Origin of the sequence: Cutibacterium nasicola (assembly GCF_051303185.1) — a bacterium.
GTDB lineage: Bacteria > Actinomycetota > Actinomycetes > Propionibacteriales > Propionibacteriaceae > Cutibacterium.
Genome location: NZ_JBPPGE010000002.1, coordinates 234,882 through 254,977, shown reverse-complemented (window position 1 = coordinate 254,977; position 20,096 = coordinate 234,882). Strand labels below are relative to the sequence as shown.

Genomic DNA, 20,096 nt, shown 5'->3' with positions numbered 1-20,096 from the left:
GCGATCGTGCTCACAGCGTCACCAACTCCCCGCTGCGATGGACCAGACCGTCGTGGAGCAAGGATTCCAGGCAGCGCGACGCCTGATCAGATTCCGGCCACGCGGACAGGGCCACATCAACCCTGACGCCGTGCGGACTGTTGCGGACGACGTCCATGATCACGCCACGGCACTGACGATCGGTGCCCTTCCACGGCTGTCTCCGGCGGGCCGGGGCATTGTCGGGCTTACCATCAGCTACCCACCGGCAAACACCCTGGATGGGGCACACCTCGCACAGCGGAGACCTCGCTGTGCAGACCAGCGCTCCCAGCTCCATGGAGGCCACCGCCCACCTCGCGGCCCGGACGTCGTCTGTGGGGACAAGCGCGTCGGCAACCACTCGCTCTGCCTTCGTCACCGAGGTGGGGCAGTTCGCGATCCCAGACTCTGCCCGGGCAATGAGGCGGCGCACATTGGTGTCGAGCACGGTGGCGCGGCCACCAAATGCGAAGGAGACTACTGCGGCAGCGGTGTAGTCACCGATACCTGGCAGCGCAACGAGGTCGTCATAATCGCTGGGTACGACCCCACCGTGGTCGGTGGCGACAGCCACGGCACACGCATGCAGCCGAAGGGCTCGACGCGGGTAGCCCAGTCGCCCCCACGCGGCAACCGCTTCGCCAGAATCCTCCTCTGCCAGGTCGTCAGGGGTGGGCCAACGGTTCATCCACTCATGCCACGGGCCGATGACCCGCGACACAGGTGTCTGCTGGCTCATCACCTCGCTGACGAGGACGCCCCACGGGGAGGTGCCTGGCCGACGCCACGGCAGATCTCGTCCGTTGACGTCGAACCAGTCACAAACCGTCTTGACGGCGTGCGGACTCAGCCCGGTTACAGGTACCGACATCCGATCTCAGCCGGTGACCCTGGCGGCGGCCTCGGCAGCCTTCGGCAGGGCCTTGCGGAAGATCTCGAAGGCCTCGTCGTCGTGGGTGTCGGAGAGGAACCAGGCCTCGAAGCACGAGGGCGGCAGGTTGACCCCGGCTCCCAGCATGGCGTGGAAGAAGGCGGTGTACGCCTCGGCGCTCTGGGCCTTGGCATCGTCGTAGTCGCGCACCGGACCATCCACCCCGAGGAAGACGCTGAAAAGGTTCCCGGCGTTCTGCAGGCGGTAGGAAACGCCAGCCGCATCGAGGGCGGCGACCAACTCGCCGCGCCACTGCTCGGAGCGGGCATCGAGACGCTGGTACACCCCGGCGTCAGCCAGTTGCAGGGTCGTGACCCCGGCGACGGTGGCCAGCGGGTTACCCGACAGGGTACCGGCCTGGTAGACCGGACCGGTCGGTGCCAGCAGATCCATGACCTCGGCGCGTCCACCCAGGGCAGCCAGCGGCATGCCGCCGCCGACCACCTTGCCGAAGGTGATGATGTCGGGCGCGAAGGCTTCGCCGGACTGCTGCTGCAGACCCCAGAATCCCGACGCGCTGCACCGGAATCCGGTGAGCACCTCGTCGGTGATCATGAGGGCGCCGTGCTCACTGGTGAGTCGACGAATCGCCGCATTGAAGCCGGGCTCGGGCGGGACGATACCCATGTTGGCCGGGCAGGACTCGACGATCACAGCGGCGATCTGGTCGCCACGCTCGGCGAACACCTCCTTGAGGGCCTTGACGTCGTTGTAGTCCGCGACGATGGTGTCAGCGGTCGAGGCAGCCGGGACACCAGCTGAACCAGGCAGACCAGCAGTGGCCACGCCGGAACCAGCAGCGGCGAGCAGGGCGTCGGAGTGACCGTGGTAATTTCCGGCGAACTTGATGATGGCGTCACGCCCGGTGGCGCCACGGGCCAGTCGAACCGCTGTCATCGTCGCCTCAGTACCTGTCGAGACGAAGCGCACCTTCTCCACCGGGGCCATTCGCTCGATGATCGCGTCAGCCAACTCGGTCTCGGTGCGGGTCGGAGCACCGAAGGACAGCCCCTTCGACGCGGCCTCCTGAACGGCGGCGACGACCTCGGGGTGGGCATGACCCAGAAGGGCCGGACCCCAGGTGCACACCAGGTCGACGTACCGGGTGCCCTCGACGTCCCAGATCCACGGGCCCCGGGCCTTCTCGATGAAGCGGGGAACCCCGCCCACCGATCCGTAGGCCCGCACCGGGGAATCCACCCCTCCGGGAATGACGGTCTGTGCGGCGGAGAACAGTTCGGCGTTGGAGGTCATCTCTTCCTTCCGGTGCTTGGGCTCGTGGTGGGCATGATCATCAAGGATCAGAAGTCTTCGCGGAACATCTGAGCGGCCTCAATGGCCCAGTAGGTCAAGACGAGATCGGCGCCCGCGCGCACGATCGAGGTCAGGGACTCGTTGATGCAGCGACGACGGTCGATCCAACCTTTGGCGGCAGCGGCCTCGAGCATCGCATACTCGCCGGAAACCTGGTAGGCGGCTACTGGCACCTGGGAGACCTCGGCGACGTCGGCCAGCACATCGAGGTAGTGAGAGGCCGGCTTGACCATGACGGCATCGGCACCCTCGGCCAGGTCGAGCAGCGTCTCGCGCATGCCCTCACGACGGTTCGACGGATCCTGCTGGTAGGCCTTGCGATCACCCTTGAGGGAGCAGTCCACGGCGTCGCGGAAGGGTCCGAAGAAGGCGGATGCGTACTTGGCCGAGTAGGCCATGATCGACACGTCGGTGAACCCCTCGCGGTCGAGGGCGTCGCGGATGACGGCGATCTGGCCGTCCATCATTCCCGACGGGGACACCATGTGGGCTCCGGCCCGAGCCTGGGAGACCGCCATCGCGGCATACAGCGGCAGGGTGGAGTCGTTGTCGACGCGGCCGTCAGGAGTCAGCGCACCACAATGGCCATGATCGGTGAACTCATCCAGACAGGTGTCGGCACAGATGACGAGGTCGTCACCAACAGCCTCGCGCACCGCAGAGATACCGGCATTGAGGATTCCGTTGGGATCCCAGGCCTGGGAACCGATCTCGTCCTTGTGCTCGGGAATACCGAACAGGTCGATACCGCCGATGCCGGCCTCGGCGGCCTTGGTGGCGAGTTCCTTGATGGACTCGATGGAGTGCTGGTACTGGCCAGGCAGACTTGTGATCTCGACAGGGGAGTCGATGCCCTCCTTGACGAAGACCGGCAGCATGAGCTGGGCCGGGGCGACCCGGGTCTCCGCGACCATGCGTCGCATCGCAGGGGTGGTGCGCAGTCGGCGTGGACGCGACACCGGGCGAAGTTCTTCGGGCAGCGGCTTGACATCGGCCATGCGGAGATCGCTGGAATCAGGCAGGTACAGGTTCATGATCATCTTCCTTCTTAAACAGGTCGTCGATCAGGCGACCAAGGATTCGACCGCCTCGAGGACGGCTTGGGGGGTGGGGGAGGAGGCCACCGCGTCTGATGGGTGGCCGAGCTCCTTGAGGGTCTTCGCAGTGGGTCTGCCGAGAGCGACGAGCTTCTGACGACGCCATCCCAACGGTTCGACGAGGTCGATCAGGGCACGTCCCACCGAGGATGCAGTGACGACGACGAACCCGACCGACGGCCAGGACTGGGCGATCACCTGGGGCAGTTCCTCAACGGCAGCGGTGGTGTACACCTCGAGCCGGTTGACGGTGCAACCGGCCCTCGTCAGTCCTTCGGGGACGGTGTCGGCGGCCAGTTTCGAGACCGGGAGTAGGACGTTCGTGGCACCACCCGGCCATTCGGCGACCAGACCGGCTCCGCTGTGGTCCTCCGGCACGAAGTCGACGCCAGTACTGCGCTTCTCCAGGGCCCTCGCAGTAGCTGCGCCCACGGCTGCCACCTTGATGTCAGGGTTCGGCAGTGGATCGGGCAGCAGCCCGACGGTGGTCTTCGAGGTGACGACCAGCCAGTCGGCCTGCCACAGGTCGGCCTCGGAGAGCCTATCGGCGTCCGGGAGCTCGACGGTCCGGGTCAGCGCCTTGTGGATGACCCCGTAACCGGCCTGCTTCAAGGTCGTCACGAATTTGTCGTGGGAGTCGTCACGGGGGACGACGACTGGGGGTTTGATGAGATCAGCAGGGTTCGTGGTCATCGAGTGCTTCCTGAGGCCTTGAGGTCTGCGACATCGGCGGCGCCGTCGTCCAGCAGCTCCTCGGCGGCCGTCACTCCCAGGGTATGCGCCGCGGCCAGTGCCGGCTCGACCTCCTCAGGCAATTCGACGCTCACCTGTTCCCGAATGGTGCGCGACCCGTTGACCGCAGCCACAACGACGTCCAGGGTCAACACGTCTGGGGACCTCCCGGGGGTCGGCGTGAGATGGGCCAACGCGCCGATCGGGGCGGCGCACCCGGCCCCCAGATGGGACAGCACGGCTCGCTCGGCGGTGGCCGACAGTCGCGTGCCGTGGTCGTCGATTCTGGCGAGGGCCTTGGCGAGCTTGCCGTGATGCACATCGGCGGTCCGACACTCGACGGCCAGGGCTCCCTGGGCCGGAGCCGGCAGCACGACCGACGGGTCGAGAAGCTCGGTGATGACGTCACTGTGACCCAGACGAGCAAGCCCTGAGGCAGCCAGCACGACGGCGTCGAGGTCCTCCGTGCCGCTGTCCTTGGCGTAGTGACCCAGACCCTTGACCCGGCCCAGACGGGTATCGACGTTGCCGCGGATGTCGACGATCGTCAGATCCGGTCGCACCGCCAACAGTTGGGCCACTCGCCGCGGCGAACCGGTTCCGACGCTGGCCCCCTGTGGCAACTCGTCGAGGGTGAGACCGTCACGAGCCACCAGGGCGTCGCGCGGATCCTCGCGAACAGGGGCGGCACCAATCGTCAGTCCGAGCGGGCGTCCGGTCGGCAGGTCCTTGAAGGAATGGACAGCGATGTCGGCTGAGCCCTCCAACAGGGCAGCGCGGATCGCCGAGGCGAACACCCCGATGCCACCCATTGACGCCAACGAGGCCGTCGAGGTGTCACCGTGGGTGGTGATCGTCGTCAGATCGACGTCGAGCCCCTGCGATCTCAGCAGCTCTGCGACCATCTCGGATTGAGTGGTGGCCAGGGTGCTGGCACGGGTTCCCAGACGGATTGAAGACATGCCCCCATTGTGGCACCCGGATCCGACGCCTCCCCTGCTCTCAGACCAGTTGACGAGCCGTGTGGCGGGCCTGCGGCACCAAGGCGGCGATGCCGGAGCCCGACGCCCACGCCCCGACCAGGCCGATGCGGCCTCGTCCGGACTGGTTCAACGCCTCGAGTTGACGGTGCAGGCCGTCGCGCCACGCCCTGGTCTGTGGGGTCAGTGGGGCCAGTGAACCCGTCCAGTAGATGATTTGGGAGTCCACCACCTGGTCCGACGACAATTCCACACCGAGCAGGACCGAGGCATCTTCCAGCGCCCGTTCGACGCTGAACTCGACGTCCGTCTCCCCGGATCGTCCATAGGAAACTCGCAGCAGGTGCAGACCGTCGGGGCAGGACTGGCTCAGGCTTGGCCACTTGGCCGACATGTGCGTCAGAGCCTTGGCCTTGACGCTCGTCGTCCCGGGAGCCACCAACATGCCGTTTCCCCGCGGGCAGTCGTCCAGCTGCGGAGCCTGCAGGGCCAGATTGACGTGACCAATGGGGGCGCCGGGAACCATCCCGGGGCCGGACACGTCAATGATGCTGCTCATCAGCTCGGTGGCAGAGCCAGCCGAGCAGGCCACCACGACGCGCGGGGTCAGGAAGGAGTGCACCTCGCCGTCGGGGATGGGAGGCAGGGACGGATTGGGATTGCGTGAGGTGTCGGCGGCCTCGACGAGCCACTGGTCGCCATGGTGGGTCAGCTCTCGCGCACCTACTCGGGTCATGATCGTTGCACCGGCCTCCTCGGCCTGACGGCGCAGCTCGGCCGGCATGGTGAACATGCCACCGGCAACTGACGCGACGACCGGCCCCTCTGGCATCCGGGAGCGGCACAGCGCCACGCCGGCTGCCAGGGATCCGGTGGTCCGGGCGGCAGTTCGCAAACCGGGGGAGACGACGTCTGCCGAGAGCAGGTGCGGATCGGCGGCATGGATGCCACCGGCGATCGGCGTGACGAGTCGCCTCAGCACATCCGGACCCATGCGGGACTCCACCAGGGTCCCCAGATCTCGGGGAAGCTCGTCGGGCATCGGGGCGTTGTCGAGTTCGGCGGCGCGGGCGGCCTCGTCGACCCCCAGCGCCATCACGACCGCCGGATCCGACAGATCGGCTGGGATGCCCAGGATGGCATTGCCGGGCATCGCGAAGCAGGCGTCGTCGAAGTACACCCAGGACGGGGCAGTCCTCGGCTTCTCGACGGTCACCCCCAGTTCCTCGGCCAGCTCGGCGGTGTCGGGAAGACGAATGGCCCACCCCTCGGCGCCGATGTCGTAGCTGATCCCCGCCAACGTGGCCCCAACCACCAGGCCGCCGGTGTACCCGCGGGACTCCACCAGCACAGGGTGCAGCCCTTCCTGGGTGAGCTGCCAGGCCGCAACGAGCCCGGCCATGCCACCACCGATGACGACGGCGTCGACGTTGTGTGGATCAGGGATGCTCATCGTCACTTCCTCGCAATTGTGGTTCACAGTGAGTGCACCAGCTCCACCAGTCGCGTCAGGACGTCGGGGTCAGTGTTGGCGGGCACGCCATGGCCCAGATTGACGACGTGGCCAGGGGCCTGGCGTCCAGCCGCGACGACGTCGCGAGTAGCGGTCTCCAATGAATCCCAATCGGCGAAGAGCAGGGCCGGGTCAATGTTGCCCTGTACCGGCATGTCCATTCCGGAGACCATGAGGGTGGCGCAAGCCTCGTCGAGGCTGATGCGGTGGTCGATGCCGAGCACCGGGTTGCGGGACGCCGTCGCGGCCACCTGGGCCAGCTCGGCGAGAAGATGGCCGGCATTGACGCCGAAGTGCACCACAGGGGTGTCCGGGTCGAGCTCTGCGAGGGCTCGCTGGGAGAACGGGGCGACGCTGGCGCGGTAGTCGACGGCGTTCAGCGAACCGGCCCAGGAATCGAAGAGCTGGACGGCACGGGCCCCACCGCCCACCTGGGCGGCCAGGAAGGCGGCGTCAAGGTCGGCTACCCACTCCATGAGCTTGGCCCAGGCCGGGGGATCTGAGTGCATCATCGCGCGGGCGGCCAAGTGGTCGCGGGAGGGTCCGCCTTCCACCAGGTAGGCGGCAATCGTGAACGGGGCCCCGACGAAACCAATCAGGGGCGTGGTGTCACCGAGTTCTTCCACCACCAGTCGGGCAGTCTCTTCGATGGCCGAGGCATCACCGGGTTCGCGTTGGGTGATTCGCGCGACGTCGGCAACGGTGCGAACAGGCTCGTCGAGGACCGGTCCGACTCCCGGCTCGATCCGCACCCCCACCTCGGCCAGGGCCAAGGGCACCATGATGTCGGAATAGAGAACTGCCCCGTCGACGTGGTGGCGTCGCACCGGCTGGCAGGTGATCTCGGCTGCCAGCTGAGGGTTGAGACAGGAGTCGAGCATCGTCGTGCCTTCGCGGGCCTTGCGGTATTCCGGGAGCGAACGGCCCGCCTGACGCATGAACCAAACCGGCGTGACGGCAGGGCGATGCCCGGTCATGGCCTGCAGAAGCGGCGAATCGGCTGTGAAGGTGGTGGTTTCAGTCATCACCTCGATTGTGCCCCACGTCGTCGAGAGGCTGTTCATGGGGCGGTTGTTGGGCGCGAGGCTCATTGCTACTGGGGCTCGTCGGAACCGCATGGTTGAATAGCGCTTCGTGGGATTGTGTGTCTTGACCGTGGATTATGCCGAGCAGGGACTCGGCGTCGTTTCCGAGGCGGCCGCGCAGGTCGATGGGCTCGCCCTGGCACTGACTGACCATCCCCAGATCCGTGGCGCTCTCGTGTTGTCAACGTGCAACCGAGTGTGCCTGATGGTGGAGACTTCTCCTGACTCTGCCGCTCAGGGATTCGACGAGGCCGCACTGCGGTCCTGTCTCGCCGACCAGGGGGCGGCTGTGTTGGCTGACTCGGCCCAGATCTTCTGTGAGACAGACGCCGTCTGGCGAGTTTTCCGGGTAGCTGCTGGTCTGGAGTCGATGGTTGTCGGTGAGCGCGAGGTTGCCGGACAGATGAAGCGTGCTCTGAATGAGGCGCGCAAGGAGCAGACGGTGTCATACACCATCGGCCACCTCGTCGAGGAAGCGCTCAAGACCTCTCGTCATGTCGCCACCGAGACCGCACTGGCTGCCGGGGGACGCACCGTGGTGGCCGTTGGACTAGACCTCGTCTCCCAGCAGATGGACCTTGGTGGGGCGCGTGTCCTCGTCATGGGAACGGGTTCCTATGCCGGAGCATCGTGCGCCCAACTGAACTCGCGTGGCGTGACTGAGATTCAGGTTCATTCCGCTTCTGGCCGTGCCGCCGGATTCGCTCGCCGTCACCGTGTGACCGAGGCCGTCGATCTGGATGCCGCGTTGGAGCAGGCCGACCTCGTCGTCACCTGCCGTGGCTCGGGTGTGCCTGCCCTCTCCACAGAGGTCGCCCGACGTGCAGTGGATGCTCGCGCCGGACGCGACCTGCTGGTGCTTGACCTGGCCGTCAGCGGAGACGTCGAGGAACCTGTGCCCGCCGGGGTTGAGGTCATCGACCTGGAGACCATACGTCATGCTGTTCCCGCCTCGGCCGAGGCCGAGCGTGCCGCCGCCGAGCACATCGTCGCCACCGGTGTCCGTCATCTCGCCATTGACCTCGAACGCCGCCGGATGGCACCCGCCGTCGTCGCCTTGCGCGACGTCATCTCGGATCTGGTCACCGCCGAGCTGGAGCGCCTTCCCGAGGAGGGATCCGTGCCGGTCGACGAGGTGGCAGCATCGTTGCGTCGTCTTGCTGCGTCCATGGCGCACATCCCGTCGGCGCGAGCCAGGATGGCCTCTGAAAAGGGCCTGGGGGATCGCTGGCTCAACTCGTTGTCGGACGTGTTGGGCATCGACGTCGAGATCGCCGCTCCCGTCATCGACATGTCAACCTTCACCAACGCTGACTGCATGGTCTGCCCGGTCACCGGCCTGCGGGTGGAGGACCTTGCCGCGGACGCGGCCCACCGAGGTGAGGAGAAAGACTCGTGACCGCCAACCCCTATTCAGCCCCCAAGGATCCGCTGGCTCCCTATGACGCGGTGCTCATCGCATCTTTCGGTGGGCCGCGTTCCCCCGAGGAGGTCATGCCCTTCCTGAGGAGGGTTTCCAACGGTCGTATCCCGGACGAGCGGTTGGCCGAGGTCGCCCACCACTATGACCGGTTCGGCGGGGCCAGTCCCATCAACGTGGCGACGGATGCCTTCGTCAACGCCCTGAAGGATGAGCTTCACCAGCGCGGAGCTCGAATCCCGGTCTTGCTGGGGAACCGCAACGGCTCACCTTTCCTTGATGACGTCCTGCCGGAGATGCACAACCACGGTGTGCGTCGAGTTCTTGTCGTCGTCACCTCCGCATACGCCTGCTACTCCGGTTGTCGGCAGTACCGTGAGGAGATTGCTGCCGCCCTCGACAAGGCCGGCGTCACCGACATGCAGATCGACAAGGTACCTCCCTTCAACGAGGCGCCCGGCTTCATCCGTGCCAATGCGGAAGCCCTCATGCAGTCCTTCATGCGCATCCCGCCGACCCCGCTCGAGGCAACTCGAGTCGTGTTCGTCACCCACTCCATCCCTGATTCCATGCAGGAGGCGTCCGGGACGGGACAGCCGGGGACCGACTACGTCTCCCAGCACAAGGCGGTGTGCGAGAAGATCGCCGACCAGGTGCGTCAGACCTTCGGCAACATGCCGCAGTGGGATCTGGCCTATTGTTCACGATCGGGACGACCGACCGATCCCTGGCTGGGTCCTGACATCAACGACCACCTGCGCACCCTTCCGGAGCAAGGAGTCAAGTCCGTCGCGGTTGCGCCGATCGGGTTCATTGCTGATCACATGGAGGTCGTCAATGACCTCGATCACGAAGCAGCCGAGACGGCGGCCGAGATCGGACTGGCCTTTGCCCGAGCTGCGACCGCTGGCGCCCATCCGGCCTTCGTCGCCGACATGGCGGGCCTCATCATGGCCCAGGCAGCGGCTGCTCGAGGAGAGGGTGGAAGTCTGACCTCCTGGCCCACCCCCTGCGCGCCCGGATGCTGCCGACGTTGCCCGGATGCCAAGGACATTCCGGCCATTTCTGGAAGTGACATCGCCGAGCCTGACGAGAGTCAGGCCTGCGAACTGGTCGCCGCCTCCGCGGTCTGCGAATCGGAGCCGGAGTCTCGGTCCCCTTACGACCTTCTGACCAAGGAGATCCCCATGACTGATCCCTCGAGCCCCGACTCGGTGCGTGAGGAGCCTCGCGACGACGAGGCCCCCGCCGGTTCCTACACCGCGCCGACTGACCCGCGTGACCACGCCGTCGTCCCGGAGGAGGTCAATTCCTCCAGCAAGTGGGCCATGTACTCCGTGTTCCGCGTTGCCACCCCGCTGCCCGCTGATGATGTCGAGCGTCGTCAGCTCATTGACGGTTCTCACGAGTGGGTCGGACGGTCCGGGGTCGAGACCCGTGGCTGGTACGACCTGTCGGGTCTGCGTGCTGACGCCGACCTGCTGGTGTGGTGGCTGAGCGACGACCCGGCTGCACTGCAGGACGCCTACCACCGCTTCCGTGGGTCCGGCCTGGGTCACCACCTGGACCCGGTGTGGTCGAACATGGGCGTGCATCGCCCGGCAGAGTTCAACAAGTCTCACCTGCCCTCCTGCTTCGCCGGAGTCGCTGCGCGACAGTGGGCAGCCTTCTACCCCTTCATCCGATCCAAGGAGTGGTACCTGCTTCCGGCTGCCGACCGTTCTCGGATGCTGCGCGAGCACGGCATGGTCGGTGCCGCCAGCTCCGACGTCAAGGCGTCCACCTTGGCTGCCTTCGCCCTGGGCGACTACGAGTGGATTCTCACCCTGGAGGGTGACGACCTCGTCCGTCTCGTCGACGTCATGAAGGACCTGCGCTACGTCGAGGCTCGTCGTCATGTCGACGTCGACACCCCCTTCTTCACTGGTGAGCGTGTTTCCCCGGTGGTGTGGGCCGACCGTCAGATGAGAGCCTGATGGTGCCTTTGCATGGCCTGACTGACCCAGTGGGTCCGGAATCACCGCAGACCTATTGGGTGCGGCGTCTCGTCCTGCTCATCGCCCTGGTGGTTGTCGTTGTCCTGGTGATCGCGGGTATGTCCAAGCTCATGGGTGACTCGAAGGAACAGGCTGCGCCGGTGGCATCCTCCGTCACCCCGAATCCGTCATGGACGGACACCGCATGGGGGCAGGAGGCTCCGACTTCCGCGGGTTCAGCCAGCTCCAACACGTCCGCTTCCCCATCGGAATCCCCATCAGCGTCGTCATCTCCATCCGCGCCGACCGTCGGCAAGCTTTGTGACGGATCTCAGCTGGCGGTCAAGGTTACGGGAGACACCGCGAAACCCAAGGTGGGTGGCACCGAGACTTTCACCGTGGAGGTGAAGAGCTCGTCTGACTGCCGCTGGGACACCCAGAAGGTGACGCAATCCCTCACCGTGACGTCCGGAACCGATCGCATCTGGTCGACCGAGGACTGCGGGTCCTGGGGGCCGAGGGGAGTCCACGAGATCACGTCTAAGAATCCGTGGACCTACAAGGTCTCATGGCCGACGAAGCGTTCCACCGGCAAGTGCAAGGTGTCGAAGGAACCCCTGGGTGGTGGCTACTACATTGCCACCGTTGAGATCGACGGCGGCTCAAGCGATCGATTCGTCATGCAGGTGAGTGAGTGACCTTCTGACACATGACATCGGTCCCAGCTCATGAGCTGGGACCGATGTCATGTGTCAGTGGAAGCGGTGGGTGCGTTGGTCGTTCTCGAAAATCGCCTCCAAGGCCTGCCTGATCTCGCGTGCCCGTTTCAGACCGACTCCCTTGACGTCGCCAAGTTCCGAGGTGGACGCCGAAACCAGACTCTGCAGGTTTGAGAAATGATCTATGATCGCCTGGATCGTCAGGGACGACAGATCGGCGACTGATGCCAGCTGGCGGTGGCCGCGTGGCTGCATGGGGGCGTGGAGAGGATGCTCGACGGGATCGAGGTCGATGGCTTCAGCCACCTTGGCGACGTCGAGAAGGTCCTCCCACGGCAATTCCTGTAGCCCGGACAGGGAAAACTCGCCCGGGGCGACGGTCTCAGGCCGGTAGTCCTCGGTGAGGAGACGGCCCAGGTCCTCCACGCCTAGGGACAACTCGTTGCGCTGCAACTGGACCAGCCGACCCTCGACGCCGAGTGCTGACACATAACTGCGGACCTCGGCGTCGATGCGACGCCACATCTCGACTCGTTGAGCGACAGCGGCGACGTCGCGAACCTGCACCTGGTCGCGGACTTCCAGCATGGTGAGGTTCTCGGCCTCCTCGACCAGACGTGCGCGATAACTCGACAGGGTTGCCAAGGCCTGGTTCGCCCGAGCCAGCAGCTGCTCCGGTCTCTCGATCGGGTAGCGGCGACCATTGAGGAACAGCGACATCACTGACATGGATGACGAGACGACGACCACCGGTGCGCCGGTCTGCTGCGAGAGTCGATCGGCGGTGCGGTGACGTGTGCCGGTCTCCATCGTCGGCAGATTGCCATCAGGTACGAAGTGAACCGCAGCGGCTGTGATGCGCTCGTGGTCGCTGGAGACGACCAGACCACCGTCCATTTTGGACAGCTCGCGGAGCGCTTGCGGGGTGAGCTGGATGTCAAGGGGGAAACCGCCCGAACAGACCTCGTCGATCTCCGGGCCGTTACCGAGCACGATGAGGCTACCGGTACGCCCATTGATGATCCGATTGAGTCCCTCCCGAATAGGTGTGCCAGGGGCGAGCAGAGCCATCAGGTGACGGATCCGCGCGGCCTCCATCTCCCGGTCGCTCTCGGGGGCGGGCTGGGCATCGCTCATGAGACGACTCTAGTTCTACCCACCGAAGTTCTCACCTCCGGTGTCTTGTCATGCTGGCTCGCCTGGCGCTGGCGCTGCCGACGCAAGTTGAGCACCGACAGGGCTTCGGCCACGCTGCCGACCTCGATGACATGGAGTCCGTGCATCGTCGGGACCTTGGTGTGCGCCTCCCGGGAATTGCGTGGCACGACGGCGAGGTCGAAGCCCAGACGTGCGGCCTCCCCGACGCGCCTTTCCAGACCAGGGACTCGTCGCAGATCACCGGCGAGTCCAACCTCTCCCAGGGCGACGACTCGCGTCGGGAAGTTGGTGTCGAGAATGGCCGAGGCCACCGCAACCGCGATCGCGAGATCGGCTGACGGGTCAGACACCCTGGCTCCGCCCACCGTCGAGACGTAGACGTCCCGGTTGCTCAGCGGTAGGCCAGCCTTGCGTTCCAGAACGGCCAGAATCATGGCGACCCTACCGCCCTCGACCCCGTGGGTGGTGCGACGCGGGTACTTCTCGGACGCCGATGGGGCCACCAGGGCCTGCACCTCCGAGAGCAGGGGACGGCGTCCCTCCATCGTCACCGTCACGCAGGTGCCCGGCTGAGGATCGGCATTGTCCGAGGTGAACAGTCCCGACGGATCGGGGACCTCCATGATTCCGCTGTCGGTCATCTCGAAGCAGCCCACCTCGTCTGCCGGGCCGTAGCGGTTCTTGGTGGCGCGAACCATCCGGAATCCGGAGTGACGGTCGCCCTCGAAGTTGAGGACGACGTCGACCAGGTGCTCCATGGTGCGCGGCCCAGCGATCGACCCCTCCTTGGTGACGTGACCGACGATGATGACGGCCATGCCACGCCTCTTGGCCACCCGCACCAACGCACCGGTGACCTCCCTCACCTGGGAGACTCCGCCGGGGGAGCCGTCCGCCTGACTCGTCCCGACTGTCTGAACCGAGTCCAACACCATGAGGGAGGGCTCGGTCTGCTCGATGTGTCCCAGTACCGTTCCCAAGTCGGTCTCGGAGGCCAGGTAGAGCTCATCGGCCAGGGAATTCGTACGGCCAGCGCGCAGCCTCACCTGGGCCGCCGACTCCTCGCCCGTGACGTAGAGGGTGCGTCGTCCGGCCTTGGCCCATTTGGCGGCGACGTCGAGGAGCAGGGTCGACTTTCCGACTCCGGGTTCGCCGGCAAGCAGGATGACAGCTCCAGGTACCAGGCCGCCTCCGAGTACCCGGTCCAGCTCGCTGATCCCGGTGAGGTGACGGTTGGTGGCCTGCTTGCTCACCTCACCGATGGGCACGGCCTTGGACGTGGGCGTTGATGAGGCGACCTCGGTGAGTTTCGCTGTCCCCTTCTCGACCACCGAACCCCAGGTCTGACACTCACCGCACCGACCGACCCACTTGGACGTCGTCCAGCCGCACTCGGTGCACATCCACGTCGGAGTCTGCGTCTTCTTCGCCATGGCCCATACCCTGCCAGCAGGAGCTGACAGGTCCGACGATGGTGGTGTTCTCCTCAGACCTCATCTCGAAGGTCTCGATGGCTGTCGGGAGCCGTCCGATCAGCCGGTGATCCAGTCATTCCGCACGGATCAAAGCCGTTCCCGAGTCGTGATCGGGGTCGTCAGGGGTTCGGATATCCGGAACACGGCACACTCCCGGTGGTGACGTCTTTTCGTGCACTACCGGGAGGTGCTGTCAGGTGTTTGACGTCAGATGCGAACTCGTCCGCGAGACGGGGTGTTGAAGGTCACGGCGTCAATGCCGGGGTGACCATTCGGGCTGGTGAATTCGAAGGAGATGCCCTCAACCTCGTCGGGAATCCTTTCTCCCAGCCAGTCCTCGACGCGCTGACGCGACCCGGACACCTCGACCGAGGCAAGGGTGACGTTTCCGCTCAGGCTGGAGGGCAACAGCGCGACCGGGGAGGTCCACTTGATGAAGAAGGGAAGCTGCGGGTCAGCCATCAGTCCCTTGACGCCGATCTGACGCCACTCGAGGTGGCGGCCATCGGGGAAGGTGCGCCTGCCGGGCACCGACTCGCGCTCGAGTCGCGTCTCGTACGGGGCGAGATCGTCGACGGAGACGGACCACCCCATCCATCCGCCGCCCTGCTCCTGACGGGCGCGCACGGCCTGGCCGAAGACGGCCTTCTCGGCTGCGGGGTGGTCGAGCACCTCCACAACCTCGATGTAACGCGGCCCGGCCAGCGGCAGGATGCGGTTGCGGGTGCCGAAGCTCGGATGGACTCCCCCGTTGATGAATGAGGTCCCCAGGATTTCGCCCAGGCGAGCGGCATCCTCATCGAGACCTGCAGGGCCAGCGGCGAACATGAGATGGTCGACGTGCATGGCAGTATTGTCTCCTGTGTCCTGCCCATGATGAAATCCGCCCCCGGATGGCTGCAACGAAGCGGGTTCGAGTGAGGTCATGAGGGAATGTGGACGAGGTGCGCATTCCCTGGCTTGCGACACGCGGTCGATCCCGACAAGGTAGGTTGAGCATGTGCCTGACAGTGTCGGACCTGACAATCCCTCGACCACGGCTGCTTCCAGTGTTCCTCGCGTGACGTTGTCGACGACCTCGGTCTATCCCGAGTCAACCGCCGACGCCTTCGCCCGAGCCAAGATCATTGGCTATGACGGTGTGGAACTCATGGTCGGTATCGACCCGGTTGCCGCAGATGTCGACCGGATCGTCGAATTGTCGGCAGAACACGGCGTCAAGGTGTGGTCGATCCATGCGCCGTGCCTGCTCGTCACCCCGAATGTGTGGGGTAGCGACTCCTGGGGCAAGTTGGACAAGGCTGCCGAGGCCGCGGGGCGACTTGGCTCCGAACTCATCGTCATCCATCCGCCTTTCCGCTGGCAGCGCGATTACGCGAGCCGGTTCGAGGAGGGAATCGCCGAGCTCAACGAGAAGTACGCCCCACTGGTTTTCGCCGTCGAGAACATGTACCCTTGGCGTACCCCGGCCGGTCGTTTTGCCGCATATCTGCCGGGATTCGACCCCACCAAGCTCAGCTACGACCACCTCGTCCTCGATCTGTCCCATGCCGCCACGGCGCAGATGGATTCCCGCAAGCTCGTGGACCTGTGGGGGTCGAGGCTGCGTCACATCCACCTGACTGACGGATCCGGCACCTTCAAGGACGAGCATCTTCTGCCTGGTCAGGGGAATCAGCACGCCTGGAAGGTCGTCGAGCGTGCCGTGGCAGGCGGGTTCAACGGGGACATCGTCCTGGAGGTCAACACCCGTAAACTTTCCGGGGAGAGGGCTGGGCAAGGGGCCCGGATCGAGGCGCTGTCCGAAGTTCTGATGCAGACCCGCATGGCCGTCGATCGTGGCGTTTTCGCGCGTCGCGACGTCCAGGCGCGACAGGAGGCCCATCGGTGACCGAGGATCGACACGATTTCCGTGGCGGAGCCCTGCTGGCACGGGGTCGACGACTGGCGATGCAGCTGGCGATGGACCCGACCATTGCCGACAAGGTTTCCCAGTCACGGTTGGCTCGCGAGATCGCCGCGACATATGTCGCTGGTGAGGACGTCGAGACGGCAGTCGAGAAGGCCGCCGATCAGGTAGTCAAGGGCCTGGACGTCAGTTTGCATCCCCTCGCCCCCGACGCCGTTGACGTCGCTCAGGCCCGCCGGTCGACGGTCGGACTGTGCACGGTGATCGAGAAGCTCGGCGCCGACCCGGCGTTTGACGGCCACAGCGAGGTGTCCATCGGCCTCGCGGCACTGGGACTGCGAGTTGACGACGATCTCGCCTGGGAGAACGCCAGGCAGATCTGCCAGACTGCTCGCGACAATCATGTCGCCGTGACGGTGGACGACGAGGGCCCCGACATCCACGATCGTTCTCACCGTATCGTCATGGATCTGCTGGAGAACTACGAGAACACCGGCATCGTCATTCAGGCGGCCCGTCACGACTCCCTCGTCCAAGTGAGAAGACTGGCAGCTCCCGGGCGACGCATCCGGCTGTGCAAGGGTTCCTACACCGGTCCCCGCTCGGTCACCCTGATCCGTCCCCATGACGTGGATCTGAGGATGTCGGCATGTCTGCGCGCCCTCATGACCGGTCCCTCGATGGTGATGCTGGCCAGCCACGATCCGGTTTTCGTCGCCCTCGGGGAACAGCTCATGTCGAGCCTGGATCGCCCCCTGGAATTCCAAATGCTGCAAGGAATTCGTCCCCTCGAGCAACGAAGACTGGTGGACATTGGCCACCAGGTGCGGGTTTATCTGCCTTATGGCCACGATTGGTACCGGTACTGCACCCGACGGATCGTCGAGAGACCGAGCAATGTGTGGCTGTTCGGAAGGTCGCTGGTGGAGAGGCGTTGAGGATGTGGAATGGCACGAGTACCGTCCCCCCTCATTCGCGCCGGGACGAGACTCCTTGCCGGGGACTCTCGGGGGATCGCTCGACTGATCGGCGCCTGCTGTGGGAGACGATATTTCTCTTGGCCGTGAGCCTGGGGCAATCCGCGTGGTACTCGATTCTGCGAATGATCGAGAGGCTCACCCGTGGCGTGCCGATGGATCAGCAGACCTCTGAGCTCAATTCCTCGGTGACCCCCGGACGTCCTTGGCTCGATCTGCTCTATCAGCTGTCTGACATCGTCTTCGGTGTCGCGCCGGCCTTCCTGGCGTTGCTCCTACTCGCCCAGGTCAAGCCGCCTCGCAAGGGTGTTCGTCACGCTCTTGGCCTGGAAGGTCCAGGATGGGGACAGGATGTCGGGGCCGCAGCGATTCTGGCCGCCATCATCGGCATTCCTGGCCTTGGTTTCTACCTCGCTGCTCGCGCCCTGGGCCTCAACACGACTGTTGAGGCCTCCCATCTTCAGCACGTCTGGTGGACGGTTCCGGTACTCGTCGGCCTGGCCCTCATGGATGCGGTCCTGGAGGAGACCGTCATGGTCGGCTACCTCTTCACGCGGTGGCGTCAGATCGGGTGGTCGACGACGATGGTCATCGTCGTCTCGGCTGTGATCCGTGGCACCTACCACCTTTACCAGGGGTGGGGTGGGTTCCTCGGCAACATCATCATGGGCCTGTTCCTCGGGTGGGTCTTCTCCACGAGGCGCAGACTCCTGCCCCTCATCGGCGCCCATGCCTTCCTCGACATCGTCTCCTTCGTCGGATATGCCTGTCTGGCTGGTCACGTCAGCTGGTTGTGAGCCATTCGGACACTGCGCGGTCCTGTCGTGTCATGCCCCTACCATGGGCGGCATGAAGCTTGGAGTCTTCGGAGCCACTGGACAGGTCGGCCGGGTCATGCGCACCTTGCTGGCGGAGCGTCATTTCCCCGCTGACGAGGTGAGGTTCTTTGCCTCTGCTCGTTCAGCTGGACAGAACTTGCCGTGGGGAGATGGGAAGGTCGTCGTCGAGGACACCGCTACTGCTGATGTCGCGGGCCTAGACATTGCGATCTTCTCCGCCGGTGGCGGCACTTCTCGCGAGTTTGCCCCCAAGGTGGCTGCTGCCGGGGCTGTCGTCATCGACAACTCGTCGGCCTGGCGACGCGACCCTGACGTCCCGTTGGTCGTCAGCGAGGTCAACCCCGAGGACGTCGCCAAGCGTCCCAAGGGGATCATCGCCAACCCGAACTGCACGACGATGGCAGCCATGCCGGTGCTCAAGCCGTTGCATGACGCTGCCGAGCTGACCCGTCTCGTCGTCGCCACCTACCAGGCCGTGTCCGGGTCGGGTGTCGCCGGGGTGCGCGCCCTCACCGAGCAGACCGCAGCCATTGACGATCCCTCCGCCCTGGCCATTGATGGACGAGGAGTTCCGGTCGACGACCTCGGGCCCTATGTCGCCCCGATCGCCTTCAATGCCGTGCCGGTTGCCGGCAACCTCGTTGACGACGGCACCGGTGAGACCGACGAGGAGCAGAAGCTGCGCAACGAGTCGCGCAAGATCCTCCACATCCCGAATCTGCCGGTGGCCGGAACGTGTGTGCGAGTGCCGGTGTACAGCGGTCACGGATTGGTCGTGCACGCGGAGTTCCGCGACGATCTGAGCCCTGAGAAGGCCACCGAGCTGTTGACGAATGCTCCGGGAGTCAATGTTGTCGACGTCCCGGACCCGCGGTCTGCCGCCGGAACTGATCCGTCCCTGGTCGGGCGTGTCCGTGCTGATCAGTCCGCTCCGGCAGGCAAGGGGCTGGTGTTCTTCTGTACCGCCGACAACCTGCGCAAGGGTGCTGCCCTCAATGCCGTGCAGCTGGCCGAGCTGGTGGCTGCCGAGTGAGCGGGAAGATCGCGGTCCTGGGTTGCGGAACGATGGCCGGAGCCCTCATTGGTGGGCTCATCGACGCTGGCACGGTCACGGCGGACGACGTCGTGGCGACGGCGCGTTGCGAGTCACATCGCGACGAGATCGCCTCAACTCTGGGCGTGAAAACGACGGCGGACAACGCCGAGGCCGTTCGCGACGCCGAGCTCGTCATTCTCGGGGTCAAGCCCTATGCCGCTGTCGATGTGCTGGAGGAGGTCGCGGAGTACCTCACGGATGACGCGACCGTCATCTCCATCGCTGCCGGTGTGACCACCGAGAAGTTGCTGGCTGCTGGGCAGGCCAAGGTCGTGCGTGTCATGCCCAACACCCCGGTTCAGGTGGGCAAGGGTGCGTTCATCGTCAGCCCTGCACCAGGTGCTGAGGGGGCTGGCGAGAAGGTCGTCAAGATTCTGGAGACGGTCGGCACCGTCGTCGAGGTGCCCGAGAAACTGCATGACGCCGCCACCGCCGTGTCGGGTTCCGGCCCTGCCTACGTCTTCCTGGTGGCGGAGGCGATGATTGACGCCGCCGTCGCCATGGGACTACCGCGAGACAAGGCGAGCCAGCTCACCGTCGCCACTCTGGTCGGCTCAGCCGAATTGTTGTCCGGTGGGGAGCATCCGGCAGTGCTGCGATCCAAGGTGACGAGCCCCGGCGGTACCACCGCTGCTGCCCTGGCCAAGTTGGAGGCCGGGGGAGTGCGAGCCACCTTCGCTGATGCAATGACGGTATGTCGCGACCGTGCTGCTGGCTTGTCCTGACGGGTCGGTGCGGCGTTTTTGGCTCGATTGCAGGTCACAGCGTAAAGTAACCCTTTGTCCGCCTTGTCGGTGGGCCAGGAACTTCGCACCCACCCGGGTGCACCAGACTTCCAGTTCCAACGAAAGAGG

General features: G+C 65.4%; 18 protein-coding genes. 8 read left to right on the top strand and 10 right to left on the bottom strand.

The features are described 5' to 3' along the window. Positions 1-10: 10 nt before the first annotated feature. From ACSJJT_RS05045 to hemE, 7 genes are read right to left on the bottom strand one after another with little or no spacing between them, the layout of a single operon-like run. Positions 11-892: an iron-sulfur binding domain-containing protein gene (locus tag ACSJJT_RS05045; RefSeq protein WP_435917260.1), complete on the bottom strand. Its 882-nt coding sequence runs from the start codon at positions 890-892 to the stop codon at positions 11-13. A 6-nt stretch (positions 893-898) separates the two neighbouring features. Next, complete coding sequence (gene hemL / locus ACSJJT_RS05040; RefSeq protein WP_435917259.1) at positions 899-2,206, bottom strand: glutamate-1-semialdehyde 2,1-aminomutase; 1,308 nt, start codon at positions 2,204-2,206, stop codon at positions 899-901. Between the two features lie 47 nt (positions 2,207-2,253). Further along, positions 2,254-3,300, bottom strand: coding sequence for a porphobilinogen synthase (gene hemB, locus ACSJJT_RS05035; protein ID WP_435917258.1), 1,047 nt, complete (start codon positions 3,298-3,300; stop codon positions 2,254-2,256). Between the two features lie 30 nt (positions 3,301-3,330). Beyond that, complete coding sequence (locus tag ACSJJT_RS05030; RefSeq protein WP_435917257.1) at positions 3,331-4,056, bottom strand: uroporphyrinogen-III synthase; 726 nt, start codon at positions 4,054-4,056, stop codon at positions 3,331-3,333. Continuing rightward, positions 4,053-5,057 (bottom strand): hydroxymethylbilane synthase, encoded by a 1,005-nt coding sequence (hemC, locus tag ACSJJT_RS05025; protein WP_435917256.1) that lies wholly within the window; start codon positions 5,055-5,057, stop codon positions 4,053-4,055. Before hemC ends, ACSJJT_RS05030 begins: the two co-directional genes overlap by 4 nt. Before the next feature lie 40 nt (positions 5,058-5,097). After that, positions 5,098-6,528: a protoporphyrinogen/coproporphyrinogen oxidase gene (locus ACSJJT_RS05020; protein ID WP_435917255.1), complete on the bottom strand. Its 1,431-nt coding sequence runs from the start codon at positions 6,526-6,528 to the stop codon at positions 5,098-5,100. Between the two features lie 23 nt (positions 6,529-6,551). Then, positions 6,552-7,613, bottom strand: a complete 1,062-nt coding sequence (hemE, locus tag ACSJJT_RS05015; RefSeq protein ID WP_435917254.1) for a uroporphyrinogen decarboxylase — start codon at positions 7,611-7,613, stop codon at positions 6,552-6,554. Positions 7,614-7,722: 109 nt separating this feature from the next. Between hemE and ACSJJT_RS05010 the strand changes: the two genes are divergently transcribed. The 3 genes from ACSJJT_RS05010 (at position 7,723) to ACSJJT_RS05000 (ending at position 11,767) form a co-directional block, all read left to right on the top strand. Continuing rightward, positions 7,723-9,072 carry a glutamyl-tRNA reductase gene (locus ACSJJT_RS05010; protein WP_500862053.1) on the top strand — a complete coding sequence of 450 codons (1,350 nt, stop codon included), beginning with the start codon at positions 7,723-7,725 and terminating at the stop codon, positions 9,070-9,072. A 95-nt stretch (positions 9,073-9,167) separates the two neighbouring features. Beyond that, entirely contained in the window at positions 9,168-11,069 is a 1,902-nt protein-coding gene (gene hemQ, locus ACSJJT_RS05005) for a hydrogen peroxide-dependent heme synthase (RefSeq protein WP_435917392.1), read from the top strand. A 335-nt stretch (positions 11,070-11,404) separates the two neighbouring features. Beyond that, entirely contained in the window at positions 11,405-11,767 is a 363-nt protein-coding gene (locus tag ACSJJT_RS05000; protein ID WP_435917391.1) for a hypothetical protein, read from the top strand. 54 nt (positions 11,768-11,821) lie between these two features. Here the strand turns inward: ACSJJT_RS05000 and disA are convergent, their stop codons facing one another. The 3 genes from disA to ACSJJT_RS04985 form a co-directional block, all read right to left on the bottom strand. Continuing rightward, positions 11,822-12,925 (bottom strand): DNA integrity scanning diadenylate cyclase DisA, encoded by a 1,104-nt coding sequence (disA, locus tag ACSJJT_RS04995; RefSeq protein ID WP_435917253.1) that lies wholly within the window; start codon positions 12,923-12,925, stop codon positions 11,822-11,824. Further along, on the bottom strand, positions 12,922-14,379 hold the full coding sequence (gene radA / locus ACSJJT_RS04990; RefSeq protein WP_435917252.1) for a DNA repair protein RadA: 1,458 nt from the start codon (positions 14,377-14,379) through the stop codon (positions 12,922-12,924). The genes disA and radA overlap by 4 nt, the downstream gene beginning before the upstream one ends. Positions 14,380-14,628: 249 nt before the next feature. Beyond that, the gene (locus ACSJJT_RS04985; RefSeq protein ID WP_435917251.1) at positions 14,629-15,267 is read right to left on the bottom strand and encodes a VOC family protein; all 639 of its coding nucleotides are present in this window, start codon (positions 15,265-15,267) and stop codon (positions 14,629-14,631) included. A 214-nt stretch (positions 15,268-15,481) separates the two neighbouring features. Between ACSJJT_RS04985 and ACSJJT_RS04980 the strand changes: the two genes are divergently transcribed. Genes ACSJJT_RS04980 through proC form a run of 5 tightly spaced genes read left to right on the top strand, consistent with a single transcriptional unit; the run spans position 15,482 to position 19,967 of the window. Further along, on the top strand, positions 15,482-16,312 hold the full coding sequence (locus tag ACSJJT_RS04980; protein WP_435917390.1) for a sugar phosphate isomerase/epimerase family protein: 831 nt from the start codon (positions 15,482-15,484) through the stop codon (positions 16,310-16,312). A 59-nt stretch (positions 16,313-16,371) separates the two neighbouring features. Further along, entirely contained in the window at positions 16,372-17,268 is an 897-nt protein-coding gene (locus tag ACSJJT_RS04975) for a proline dehydrogenase family protein (protein WP_435917388.1), read from the top strand. A gap of 2 nt (positions 17,269-17,270) precedes the next feature. Continuing rightward, positions 17,271-18,104: a CPBP family intramembrane glutamic endopeptidase gene (locus ACSJJT_RS04970; RefSeq protein WP_435917387.1), complete on the top strand. Its 834-nt coding sequence runs from the start codon at positions 17,271-17,273 to the stop codon at positions 18,102-18,104. A gap of 43 nt (positions 18,105-18,147) precedes the next feature. Then, positions 18,148-19,179, top strand: a complete 1,032-nt coding sequence (locus ACSJJT_RS04965; protein WP_435917250.1) for an aspartate-semialdehyde dehydrogenase — start codon at positions 18,148-18,150, stop codon at positions 19,177-19,179. Continuing rightward, positions 19,176-19,967, top strand: coding sequence for a pyrroline-5-carboxylate reductase (gene proC / locus ACSJJT_RS04960; RefSeq protein WP_435917249.1), 792 nt, complete (start codon positions 19,176-19,178; stop codon positions 19,965-19,967). Before ACSJJT_RS04965 ends, proC begins: the two co-directional genes overlap by 4 nt. Positions 19,968-20,096: the final 129 nt, after the last annotated feature.